The 11,813-nt window shown below is 73.1% G+C and carries 10 protein-coding genes; 6 read left to right on the forward strand and 4 right to left on the reverse strand.

Annotated features, from left to right (window positions below):
- Positions 1-20: 20 nt before the first annotated feature.
- The gene (locus ACZ303_RS06395) at positions 21-1,775 is read left to right on the forward strand and encodes an ATP-binding cassette domain-containing protein (protein WP_467335586.1); all 1,755 of its coding nucleotides are present in this window, start codon (positions 21-23) and stop codon (positions 1,773-1,775) included.
- Between the two features lie 31 nt (positions 1,776-1,806).
- Here the strand turns inward: ACZ303_RS06395 and ACZ303_RS06400 are convergent, their stop codons facing one another.
- Together ACZ303_RS06400 and ACZ303_RS06405 are read right to left on the reverse strand one after the other, a co-directional pair.
- On the reverse strand, positions 1,807-2,418 hold the full coding sequence (locus ACZ303_RS06400) for a response regulator transcription factor (protein ID WP_467335588.1): 612 nt from the start codon (positions 2,416-2,418) through the stop codon (positions 1,807-1,809).
- Between the two features lie 206 nt (positions 2,419-2,624).
- The gene (locus ACZ303_RS06405) at positions 2,625-3,257 is read right to left on the reverse strand and encodes a TetR family transcriptional regulator (RefSeq protein WP_467335590.1); all 633 of its coding nucleotides are present in this window, start codon (positions 3,255-3,257) and stop codon (positions 2,625-2,627) included.
- Between the two features lie 220 nt (positions 3,258-3,477).
- Between ACZ303_RS06405 and ACZ303_RS06410 the strand changes: the two genes are divergently transcribed.
- The 5 genes from ACZ303_RS06410 to ACZ303_RS06430 all read left to right on the forward strand — a co-directional run bounded on the left by ACZ303_RS06410 (position 3,478) and on the right by ACZ303_RS06430 (position 9,679).
- Positions 3,478-4,851: a glycosyltransferase family 4 protein gene (locus tag ACZ303_RS06410; protein WP_467335592.1), complete on the forward strand. Its 1,374-nt coding sequence runs from the start codon at positions 3,478-3,480 to the stop codon at positions 4,849-4,851.
- 598 nt (positions 4,852-5,449) lie between these two features.
- Entirely contained in the window at positions 5,450-6,181 is a 732-nt protein-coding gene (locus ACZ303_RS06415) for a class I SAM-dependent methyltransferase (protein WP_467335594.1), read from the forward strand.
- Positions 6,181-7,269 (forward strand): prenyltransferase/squalene oxidase repeat-containing protein, encoded by a 1,089-nt coding sequence (locus ACZ303_RS06420; protein ID WP_467335596.1) that lies wholly within the window; start codon positions 6,181-6,183, stop codon positions 7,267-7,269. The genes ACZ303_RS06415 and ACZ303_RS06420 overlap by 1 nt, the downstream gene beginning before the upstream one ends.
- Before the next feature lie 121 nt (positions 7,270-7,390).
- Complete coding sequence (locus tag ACZ303_RS06425) at positions 7,391-8,197, forward strand: maleylpyruvate isomerase N-terminal domain-containing protein (RefSeq protein ID WP_467335598.1); 807 nt, start codon at positions 7,391-7,393, stop codon at positions 8,195-8,197.
- 33 nt (positions 8,198-8,230) lie between these two features.
- Positions 8,231-9,679, forward strand: a complete 1,449-nt coding sequence (locus ACZ303_RS06430) for a M1 family metallopeptidase (protein WP_467335600.1) — start codon at positions 8,231-8,233, stop codon at positions 9,677-9,679.
- 10 nt (positions 9,680-9,689) lie between these two features.
- On the opposite strand, the gene ACZ303_RS06435 is transcribed toward ACZ303_RS06430, so the two are convergent.
- Both ACZ303_RS06435 and ACZ303_RS06440 read right to left on the reverse strand, forming a co-directional pair.
- On the reverse strand, positions 9,690-10,700 hold the full coding sequence (locus ACZ303_RS06435) for an LLM class F420-dependent oxidoreductase (protein WP_467335602.1): 1,011 nt from the start codon (positions 10,698-10,700) through the stop codon (positions 9,690-9,692).
- Between the two features lie 153 nt (positions 10,701-10,853).
- Positions 10,854-11,723 (reverse strand): hypothetical protein, encoded by an 870-nt coding sequence (locus ACZ303_RS06440; protein WP_467335604.1) that lies wholly within the window; start codon positions 11,721-11,723, stop codon positions 10,854-10,856.
- Between the last annotated feature and the right edge of the window lie 90 nt (positions 11,724-11,813).

The raw sequence follows: 11,813 nt of genomic DNA on the forward strand, positions 1-11,813 counted from the left end.
TCCGACCGGAAGGTCGACCCGTGAGCCGCGTCGCGCGACCCGGACCCGCCCGGCGTGTGCTGCCGGAGGCGCGCCGGTTCCTGGGGCGTCGGAAGCGGGTGCTGGTGGGGCTCGGTGGGTGGTCGTTGCTGGAGTCCGGGCAGACCTTTCTCGGGGGATACAGCGTCGCCCGCGCCCTCGACGACGGGTTCCTGGCGGGGCGGCCCGGCGTCGGGCTGGTGTGGCTGGCGGTCGCCGCCGTGACGATCGTGGTCGGGGGCCTGGCCATGGGAGGGGTGTTCCGCGGGCTGGCCGACCTCGTCGAACCGCTCCGCGACGGGCTGGTGCGCCGCGTCGTGGCGAAGTCGCTGCGGGAGGCGGTGACCGGCTCCGCGCCGGCGGACAGCGCCGTGGTCTCCCGGCTGACCCACCAGACGGAGCTGGCCCGCGACAGCTTCGCGGGGCTGGTCCTGGTGGCCCGGTCGTTCGTCTTCACCGCCGCCGGGGCGCTGCTCGGCCTGGCGTCCCTCGCGCCGCTCCTGCTGGTGGTCGTCGTGCCGCCGCTGGTGCTGGGCCTGGGCCTCTTCGTGGCGACCCTGGCGCCGATGGCCGCCCGCCAGCAGGACTTCCTGGGTGCGGACGAGCGGCTGTCCACGGAGTTCGGCGCGCTCGCCGACGGGCTGCGCGACGTGGTCGCGTGCGGCGCGGAGCACCGGGTGGCCGACCGGGCGGGCACGCTCGTCGACGCCGAGGTGCGGGCGGCCCGTTCGCTCGCCGGCTGGGCGGCGGTGCGGTCCCTGGCGCTCGGTGTCGCCGGGCAGCTGCCGGTGGTGCTGCTGCTCGTCGCCGCGCCCTGGCTGCTCGACCGGGGGCTCACGGCCGGTGAACTGCTGGGCGCGCTCACCTATCTGATCCAGGCGCTGCTGCCCGCCCTGCACACCCTGATGAACGCGCTCGGGGCGTCCGGAACCCGGCTGCTGGTGGTGCTCGACCGCCTCACGGCCGGGACGGACGGCGGCGACGGGGGCGGCGACGGTGACGGTCATGGCGCCGGGAAGCGGCCGCCGGCATCGGCCACCGCGCCGCCGCCACGCGTCGAGCTGCGGTCGGTGACCTTCGCCTACGGTCCGCGCGCCCTACCCGTCGTACGCGATCTCGACCTCGTCGTCGAGCCCGGCGAGCACCTGGTCGTGGTCGGCCCCAGCGGCATCGGCAAGTCCACGCTGACGGCGCTGGTCGCCGGGATGCTCGTACCGGACCGGGGCGAGGTGCGGGTCGCCGGACAGGCCGTGGGCCACGGCGCGGCGGAGCGGCGCGTGCTGATCCCGCAGCAGGCGTACGTCTTCACCGGCACTCTCCGCGAGAACCTCCTCTACCTCCGGCCGGACGGGGCGAGCGAGGCTGACCTCGCGGCCTCGATGGCGGCGGTGGGGCTGGAGGAGCTGGCGGGGCGGCTGGGCGGGCCGGACGCCGGGCTCGACCCCGCCGCGCTGTCGCAGGGCGAACGGCAGCTCGTCGCCCTGGGCCGGGCGCATCTGGCCCGTGCGCCCCTCGTGCTGCTGGACGAGGCGACCTGCCATCTGGACCCCGTGGCGGAGGCCCGCGCCGAGCGGGCCTTCGCCACCCGGCCCGGCACCCTGATCGTGGTGGCCCACCGGATCAGCTCCGCGCGCCGCGCCGACCGGGTGCTGGTGATGGACGGCGCCCGCGCCGTCTGCGGGCGCCATCACGAACTGCTCGAATCCTCGGCCCTCTACCGGGACCTGGTGGGGCGCTGGCACGCGGCTACGCCCTGAGCCGGGCCCGGCCGCCCGCTCCGCACCGCCCTCACACCCACCCCGCGCCCCGCGATATGCGGATCGCGTCGACGCGGTTGCGGGCCCCGGTCTTCCGGGTGATCGCCGCCAGGTAGTTGCGCACGGTCCCGAGGGACAGGTGCAGGCTCCGGGCGATCTCCCCGCTGGACGCGCCCTCCGCGGCGAGGGACAGCACGCTCAGCTCACGCCTCGTCAGCGGGATCTCGGCGGCGGCCAGGAAGCCGAAGCCGAGCGACTCGTCGATGTAGCGCTCCCCCTTCGCCACATGCCTTATGCCCTCGACCAGCCGGTCCGGTGAAGCGTTTTTGCTCAGATATCCCAAGGCCCTCTCCTCATACGCCCGGCGCAGTGGCCCCGGCCGGTCCGCGGTCGCCAGGGCCAGCAGGGCAGCCGTTCCGCCAACACCGCAACATCGGGCCGACAGGGCCCGCAGGCCCCGTGGGCCGTCCGCGTCGGGGCTGTCCATGTCCACCACGCAGACATCGGGCCGGTGGGTCCGCGAGGCGGAGACGGCGCGTTGCCACGATGCCGAGGAGACCTCCAGATCCGGCTCTCTGCCGAGGACTGCCGCCAGTGCCGCGCGCAGCAGATAGGTGTCGTGCACCAATAAAACCCGGATCACGTCCCCCGCCCTTCCCGCTTCCCGTGCAGCGACTGCTGCACCGGTCACGTCGATTAGTCATACCGGCGTGTGCCACTGTCCTGGGCGTGGATAACTGACCTTTGGGGGGCGCAAGGGCGCACGTTTCTCGCCGTATGCGCCCCAAGTTCACTCGAACGCGCCCCCTGGAACCTCTTGCTTCACGGCGGAATGTGGGCGATGGCTGATCAGCGCGGCGTGGTGAGCGCGATGAGCCGGCAGACCGTCTCGATGTCGATCCGCACCTGCGCGATGGAGGCGCGCCCCGACAGCCAGGTGATCAGTGCCGAGTGCCAGGTGTGCTCGATGACGCGGACGGCCGAGAGCTGCTCGGGCGTGGGCGGCCCGCCCGGCCCCATCGCGTCCAGGATGATCGCCGTGGTGAGCCGGGAGACCGTGTCGACCTCGGCGCTCACCGAGCGGTCGGCGAAGGTGAGGGCGCGCACCATGGCGTCGGCGAGATGGGGCTCGCGCTGCATCGCGCGGAAGGCCCGCATCAGCGTCTGCGCCACTCGCGCGGCCGGCTCCTCCTCCGTCGGTGGGCGCTTGCGCAGCGTCGCGTGCAGCTGCTGGAGCTGGTCCTGCATCGTGGCGACCAGCAGATGGATCTTGGAGGGGAAGTAGCGGTAGAGCGTGCCGAGCGCGACGCTCGACGACTCGGCGACCTCGCGCATCTGCACGGCGTCGAAGCCGCCGCGGGTCGCCAGCCGGGTCGTGGCGTCCAGGATGCGGCGGCGCCGGGCCTCTTGACGCTCGGTCAGGGGCAGGGTGGACGTGACGGGCGCGGCCGGTGCGGTCGCCGACGTGGATTCCGTAGTCATATGTCCCATTCCGTGACAATCCATCCAGCGGTGTCTGAGCGGCCCGGACGGCACAGCATGGCAGGGGCCGGGTCGTGGCGCGAATCACCCGATCCCGTCCTGTCGACTGTCTGTTCGGCCGGTAGATTCAAGGCTTCTGGACGGACCAGTCTGAAACTTGTTCTAGATTAGCGCGACCGGTTACGCTCCGGCGGGAACAGCAGCGAGAAGGAGGCCGGGAGTGACCGCTGAGGCCACGGAGGCAGCACTCGCGCGAGAAGGCGGCCTCCCGGGCGGGGACGGCGACCGCCCGCTGCGGATCGCGATGCTCACCTACAAGGGGAACCCGTTCTGCGGCGGCCAAGGCGTCTACGTACGCCACCTCTCCCGCGAACTCGCCCGCCTCGGCCACACCGTCGAGGTCATCGGCGCCCAGCCGTACCCCGTCGTGGACGAGGGCGTCACCCTCACCGAGCTCCCGAGCCTCGACCTCTACCGCCAGCCGGACCCCTTCCGCACGCCCCGGCTCGGCGAGTACCGCGACTGGGTCGACGCGCTGGAGGTCGCCACGATGTGGACCGGCGGCTTCCCCGAGCCGCTCACGTTCAGCCTGCGCGCGCGTCGCCATCTGGCCGCGCGGCGCGGCCGGTTCGACGTCGTCCACGACAACCAGACGCTCGGCTACGGGCTCCTCGGCGGCCCCACCGCGCTGGGCGCCCCGCTGGTCACCACCATCCACCACCCCATCACCGTCGACCGGCGGCTGGACCTCGCCGCCGCCGAGAGCTGGAAGCGCCGCGCGTCCGTGCGGCGCTGGTACGGCTTCACGCGGATGCAGAAGCGGGTCGCCCGCCGGCTGCCGTCCGTGCTGACCGTCTCCGGCTCCTCCCGCGCGGAGATCGTCGACGACCTCGGCGTCGAGCCGGGCCGGGTCCACGTCGTGCACATCGGCGCCGACACCGACCTCTTCTCCCCGGACCCGTCCGTCGCGGAGGTGCCCGGCCGCATCGTCACCACCTCCAGCGCGGACGTGCCGCTCAAGGGCCTGATCCACCTGGTCGAGGCGCTCGCGGCGGTCCGCGCCGACAACCCCGCCGCCCACCTCGTCGTCGTGGGCAAGCGCGCCGAGAACGGGCCGGTCGCGGCGGCGATCGAGCGGTACGGGCTCGACGGCGCCGTCGAGTTCGTCAAGGGCATCACCGACGCGGAACTCGTCGACCTGGTGCGCTCGGCGCAGATCGCGTGCGTGCCCTCGCTGTACGAGGGGTTCTCCCTGCCGGCCGCCGAGGCCATGGCCACGGGCACGCCGTTGGTGGCCACCACCGGCGGCGCGATCCCGGAGGTCGCCGGCCCCGACGGCGAGACCTGCCTGGCCGTACCGCCGGGCGACGCGGGCGCGCTGGCCGCCGCGCTCTCCCAGCTGCTGACCGACCCGGACCTGCGCCGCCGCCTCGGCGCGGCGGGCCGCGAGCGCGTACTGTCCCGCTTCACCTGGCGCCAGGCGGCGATCGGCACGGCCGAGCACTACCGCGAGGCGATCGCCCATCAGGCGGCCCTCGCGGGCGCCCATGCGGGCGGCGGTGCGGCCGTCCGGCCGTCCGGCAGGCGCGAGTAGTGGGCCCCGTGGCCACGACGGGGCATGCCGCCGGCTCGACGCGGCCGCAACCAACGGGCACCGGCCGGGCACGGCACCGCCGGACCACGACGTCGTGGTGGTCCGCCGCCGCGGCGGAGAGGGTTTCCGCCCGCGACGGCCGTTCTTCCCGCCGCGATGGCGAGGGTGTGAACGGCGGATTCCGGCGGTGCCGAACCGGCTGTTGCGGCTGTGGTGCTTCGGCGCTGCCGGACTTGCGGTCCGCCGCGACGGCGGAGTGGGCTTCCGGCCGGTCCGGCCGTTCTCCCCGCCGCGATGGCGAGGGCGTGAACGGCGGTTCCCGGCGGTGCCGAACCGGCCGTTGTGGCCGTGGTGCCTCGGCGCTGCCGGACTTGCGGTCCGCCGCCGCGGCGGACAGAGCTTCCGGCCGCGTCGGCTGTCCTCCCCGCCGCGACGGCGAGGACGCGGACCCCGGCGCTGCCGAACCGACCGTGTCACCTCACCCCGCCCCGGGCGCAGCCCCGACCAAGCCGGGCGCAGCCCACACCGTGCCGGGCACGACCCCGACCAAGCCGGGCGCAGCCCACACCCCTTTTCCGCCGGACGAAAGCAAGGACCCGTGCTGACCGTCGATTTCTCCCGATTCCCGCTCGCCGCAGGCGACCGCGTCCTCGATCTGGGCTGCGGCGCGGGGCGGCACGCCTTCGAGTGCTACCGGCGCGGAGCGCGGGTCGTCGCCCTCGACCGCAACGCCGAGGAGATACGCGAGGTCGCCAAGTGGTTCGCCGCCATGGAGGAGGCCGGTGAGGCGCCCGCCGGTGCCACCGCCACCGCCATGGAGGGCGACGCACTCGCCCTGCCGTTCCCCGACGAGAGCTTCGACGTCGTCATCATCTCCGAGGTCATGGAGCACATCCCGGACGACAAGGGCGTCCTCGCCGAGATGGTCCGCGTCCTCAAGCCCGGCGGCCGCATCGCCGTCACCGTGCCCCGCTACGGGCCCGAGAAGGTCTGCTGGGCGCTCTCGGACGCGTACCACGAGGTCGAGGGCGGGCACATCCGCATCTACCGCGGCGACGAACTCCTCGACCGGATCCGCGAGGCCGGCCTCGTGCCCTACGGCACCCACCACGCGCACGGCCTGCACAGCCCGTACTGGTGGCTGAAGTGCGCCTTCGGCGTCGACAACGACAAGGCGCTGCCCGTCCGCGCGTACCACAAGCTGCTGGTCTGGGACATCATGAAGAAGCCCAAGGCCACCCGGATCGCCGAGCAGATCCTCAACCCCGTCATCGGCAAGAGCTTCGTCGCCTACGCGACCAAGCCGCACCTCAGCGAGGCGGGCGCGTAGTGACCACCTTCAGCCGCGGCCCGGGCCGCACCGAACGCCTCGTCCTGCCCGGTGTCCTCACCGCCGAGCAGGCCGACCGGACGGTGGCCGCCATCGCCGCCGTGCAGCGCGAGGACGGCGCCATACCCTGGTTCCGGGGCCACCACCTCGACCCGTGGGACCACGTCGAGGCGGCCATGGCCCTGGACGCCGCCGGCGAGCACGACCGCGCCGAGGCCGCCTACCGCTGGCTCGCCGACCACCAGAATTCCGACGGCTCCTGGTACGCCGCCTACGCCGACGGCGCCGCCGACGAGCCCACCGACCGCGGCCGGGAGACCAACTTCGTCGCCTACGTCGCCGTAGGCGTCTGGCACCACTACCTCTCCACCGGCGACGACGCCTTCCTCGACCGCATGTGGCCGACCGTCTTCGCCGCCGTGGAGTTCGTCCTCCAACTCCAGCAGCCCGGCGGGCAGATCGGCTGGAAGCGGGAGTCCGAGGAGGACGGGGGAGCGGACGTCACCGACGCCCTGCTCACCGGCTCCTCCTCCATCCACCAGGCGCTGCGCTGCGCCCTGGCCATCGCCGAGCACCGCGAGGAGCCGCAGCCCGACTGGGAGCTGGCGACCGGCCTGCTGGCGCACGCGATCCGCCACCACCCCGAGCGGTTCCTCGACAAGAACCACTACTCCATGGACTGGTACTACCCGGTCCTCGGCGGCGCGCTCACCGGCCCGGCGGCCAAGGAGCGCATCGAGGAGGGCTGGGAACGCTTCGTGGTCCCCGGCCTCGGTGTGCGCTGCGTCCTGCCCAACCCGTGGGTGACCGGCGGCGAGAGCTGCGAACTGGCGCTCGCCCTCTGGGTGATGGGCGAGTCCGACCGTGCTCTGGAGATCCTCCAGTGGATCCAGCACCTGCGGGCCGAGAACGGCATGTACTGGACCGGGTACGTCTTCGACGACGACGCCATCTGGCCGGAGGAGCTCACCGCCTGGACGGCCGGCTCCCTGCTGCTGGCCGCGGCGGCGCTGGGCGGCGACGAGGCGACGACCGCCGTCTTCGGCGGCGAACGGCTGCCCGTCGGCCTCGAACCGGACTGCTGCTAGGCCCGCACCGCTGTCGCCGGTCCGGTGTACGCCGGGCCGGCCGGCGGCGGCGTAAGCGGAACGCGCTCTACGAATCCTCCATGAAAAGCGCGTTGTCAGTGGTGAGTTCTACAGTGCTGTCATGACCAAACTCAGTCATGACCGCTACTGTTCCGAGATCGTCGAGCAGACGGAGCTGCTGCGCTCCGCCGTGCGGGGAGCCGACCTCACCGCCACCGTGCCCACGTGCCCGGAGTGGACGCTGGCCCACCTCCTGCTGCACGTCGGCCAGGCCCACCGGAACGCCGACCGGTTCGTACGGACGAAGACCACCGAGTACGAGATCCCCGCCGAGGCCGGTGGCATCCCGGTGCCCGGCCCCGGTGAGCCGGCCCTCGACGCCGGTGTCGCCGCCTTCGACGCCTGGCTCGCCGAGGGCGCCGAGGCTCTGGCGGAGCTCCTGCGCGAGGTGGGGCCCGACTCCCCGGCATGGACGTACGGCGTGGAGCAGACCGCCTTCTTCTGGGCCCGCCGGATGACGCACGAGACGGTGGTGCACCGCGCCGACGTCGAGGGCACCACCGGGGTGGAGTTCGACGTGGTCGCGGACGTCGCCGCGGACTGCGTCGACGAATGGCTGGAGATCATCAGCAGCCCGATCGCCAGGGAGTACAACCCGCTCTACAAGGAGCTGTTCGGCCCCGGCCGCACCCTGCACCTGCACGCCACGGACACCGCGCCCGAGCTCGACGCGGAGTGGTTCATCGACTTCAGCGGCGACCGCATCGACTGGCGCCGCGCCCATGTGAAGGCGGCCGTCGCCGTCCGCGGCCCGCTCCGCGATCTGCTGAGCGTCTTCTACCGGCGGCAGTCGGCCGACAGCGAGCGCGTCGAGGTCGTCGGCGACCGCGGGGTGCTGGACTTCTGGCTGGACCGGACCAACTTCTGAGTGGGTGTCGGGGGTGATGAGAGCATTGCGGGCGTGACTGCCACAACCGGACCTTCCGTGCCTTCCGTCCGGCGTCGCGCGGTGGCGCGCCGCCGCCCGCTGCGGGGCGCGCTGCTGACCACGGCGCTGGTGCTCGTCACCTCCTGCACCGACGGCGGTACGGGCGGGACGAACGGGAAGGCGGGCGCGGCCGGCGTCGGCGACCCGCTCTTCCCGCGCCTGGGCAACGGCGGTTATGACGTCGCGCACTACGGCCTGACGCTCGACTACACCCCCGACTCCAATCGCCTGCGCGCCACCGCCGTGATCACCGCACGGGCCACGCAGGAGCTGGAAGCCTTCAACCTCGACCTCAAGGGGCTGCGGGTGCGCTCCGCCCGCGTCGACGGCGAGCCCGCCCGCACGGCGAGGAAGGGCAGCGAGCTGACGGTCACGCCCCGCGCGGCGGTCGGCAAGGGGCGCGAGTTCGAGACGGTCGTCGTCTACGAAGGGGTGCCGAAGGAGATCACCGACGCGGACGGTGAATCCGTCGAGGGATGGGTCGAGACGGACGACGGCGCGGCCGCGCTCGGCCAGCCGACGGGCTCCATGGCGTGGTTTCCCGGCAACCACCACCCCTCCGACAAGGCCACCTACGACATCACCGTGACCGTGCCCACCGGATTCACCGCCGTGGCCAACGGAGAGCTCAGGCGCAAGGAGGAGCGGGGTGGCCGGACGACCTTCTCCTGGCACAACGGCGAGCCCATGGCCGGCTATCTGGCGAGCGTCGCCGTCAATGAATTCCAGGTCACCACCGGCAAGGCGGGCGACCTGCCGCTCTATATCGCCACCCACCCCGAAGAGGCCGCGGCCGGGCGGCGGATGGCGAAGCTGCTGCCCGAGGTCATCGAGTGGGCGAGCGGACTGTTCGGCCCGTATCCCTTCTCCTCCGCCGGCGCGGTCATCGACCACAACGACTACGTCGACTACGCCCTGGAGACCCAGACCAAGCCGTATTTCGACTCCGCGCCGACCGACGCGATCGTCGTGCACGAGCTCGCCCACCAGTGGTTCGGCAACTCCGTCACGCCCCGCACCTGGCGCGACATGTGGCTGAACGAAGGCTTCGCGCAGTACGCCGAGTGGCTGTGGGAGGAGAAGCGGGGCGGACGCACCGCGCAGCGGATATTCGACGACTTCTACGACGGCGAGGACGACGAGAGCCCCGGCATCTGGGCCTTCCCGCCCACCTCCCCGACCCCGAAGACGATCTCCGACCCACCGGTCTACGGCCGCGGCGCCATGGTGCTGCACAAGCTGCGCCGGACCATGGGCGACGACACCTTCTTCGCCGTCGTACGGACCTGGGCCGCGGACCACCGCCACGGCAACGCCGACACGGCGCAGTTCATCGCGCTGTGCGAGAGGAAGTCGGGCAAGGACCTCAAGAGGCTCTTCGACACCTGGCTGTTCGGGAAGGGCAAGCCCAAGGAGCGCTGACGCCCGGCCCTCAGGAGTTCAGCTCGGCCAGGGTCCGCAGGGTGCGGAGGTCGGGCGCCGCGACCAGCAGATCGGTGACCGGCCCGGCCCGCCACAGCTCCAGGCGCTCCGCGATCCGCGCCCGCGGTCCGACGAGCGAGATCTCGTCGGCGAAGTCGTCCGGCACGGCCGCGACGGCCTCCTCCCGCCGCCCGGCCAGGTAGAGCTCCTGCACCCGCCGCGCCTCCTCCGCGAACCCCATCCGCGCCATGAGCGCGGCATGGAAGTTGCGCCCCGCGTGCCCCATGCCGCCGACGTAGAGACCGAGCATCGCCTTCACCGGACGCAGCCCCTCCGCGACGTCCTCGCAGACCCGCGCCTGGGCCACGGGCGCGACGAGAAACCCCTCCGCCGCCTCGGCGAGGGCGGCGGTGTAGAGCTCCGTGCGCATCGGCGACCAGTACAGCGGCAGCCAGCCGTCGGCGATCCGCACGGTCTGGGCGATGTTCCGCGGTCCCTCGGCGCCGAGCAGCACCGGCAGCCCGGGGCGCAGCGGATGGACGATGGACCGGAGCGGTTTGCCGAGGCCGGTGGCGCCGGGCCCGCGGTAGGGGAGGGCGTGATAGCGGCCGTCGAGCGTCACCGGTGCCTCGCGGCGCAGGACCTGGCGGACCACGTCCACGTACTCCCGCGTCGCCGTCAGCGGGCTCTCCGGGAACGGCCGCCCGTACCACCCCTCCACCACCTGCGGCCCCGACAGCCCGAGGCCGAGCAGCAGCCGCCCGCCGGAGAGGTGGTCGAGGGTGAGGGCGTGCATCGCCGTGGCCGTGGGGGCGCGGGCGGCCATCTGCGCCACCGCCGTACCGAGCCGGATGCGCCGGGTGTGCGCGGCGATCCAGGTGAGCGTGGTGAAGACGTCCGAGCCCCAGGACTCGGCCGTCCACACCGAGTCGTAGCCGAGCCGCTCCGCCTCCTGTACGAGACCGAGCTGCCCGGGATCGGGGCCGCGGCCCCAGTAGCCGAGCGCGAGGCCGAGTCGCATAGCCGCCCCCTGTAGGCCGACACCGCAGAGCCGGTGCGGGAACTGACGGTTCGTCAATTCATCGACCGTACGGGCGGGCACGCCCCCGGACAAGACGGCGGCCCGCCGGGAGAACCCCGGCGGGCCGCCGTCGAGAAGAGCGGAGCGTGCGCGTCAGCCGCGCTGGATGCCCGTGGTGTCCTGGAGCACACCACGACGCCCGTCCTGCGTCTGGGCGACGAGCGCCTGGCCGCGCTGCTCCACGGCGAGGTACCAGGTGCCGGGCGCGAGCTCGGCGACCGGCGTCGGCGAACCGTCCTCGCCGTACAGCGGACGCGCCACCGGAACGGCGAACCAGAACGGGGCGAAGTCGGCGGCCGGCGCGGCCGGCTGGGCCGCGCCCTGCTGCGGAGCCGGCGCGGCGGCCGCACCGCCGGTGCTCGGCTCCTGCGGCGCCTGCTGAGCCTGCGGCTGAGCGGGCTGGGCGCCGTACGGCTGCTGCTGCGCGGCGCCGTAGGGGGCCGGGGCGCCCTGCTGCATGCCACCGGGGTAGCCGTAGCCCGGGTTCGGGCCGGCACCGTACGGGGACGGGGCCTGCGGGCCCGGGGCGCCGACGAGCGGGGCCTTCAGCGCCGGGGTGCGCGGGGTGAGCAGCGCCGACGCGGCGAGCGCCAGCGTGGCGACCAGACCCAGCACCTGGCCGACGCCCGGGTCCACCCGCTCCCCGCCGCCGAGGATCGTCCACACCGAGGACCACGCGGCGAACACGGAGAGCGCGATGCCCCACTGGTCCAGGCTCAGGCCGACGAGCTTGCGGCCCTCGGGCTGGAAACGCGCGGCGACGATGAGGGCGGCGGCGATGATCCCGGCGAGGAAGATCGACGGCAGTACGGGGAAGAGTCCGGCCTTCCAGCCATTGGGCTCCGTCGGGCAGCCGATGGACTCGCAGTCGTACGAGTAGAAGTTGAGGAACGAGGCGATGAACAGCAACACCGCTGCTCCGATCACCACGCCGTCGCCTCGAGTGAGGGAGCGGATGTTCACCTAAAGTCCTTTGTCAGTGTTGATCAGTGTCGTCGCTGTCGCCGGTACGCGAGATGCGGGGGCGCGGGGGTGGCCCCCCATCGTACGGGT

The organism is Streptomyces sp. NPDC023527 (assembly GCF_055560115.1).

Coding starts and splice junctions, on each gene's coding strand:
- ACZ303_RS06405 (WP_467335590.1), bottom strand. CDS start 3,257: ATGACTACGGAATCCACGTCGGCGACCGCACCGGCCGCGCCCGTCACG.
- ACZ303_RS06435 (WP_467335602.1), bottom strand. CDS start 10,700: ATGCGACTCGGCCTCGCGCTCGGCTACTGGGGCCGCGGCCCCGATCCC.
- ACZ303_RS06425 (WP_467335598.1), top strand. CDS start 7,391: ATGACCAAACTCAGTCATGACCGCTACTGTTCCGAGATCGTCGAGCAG.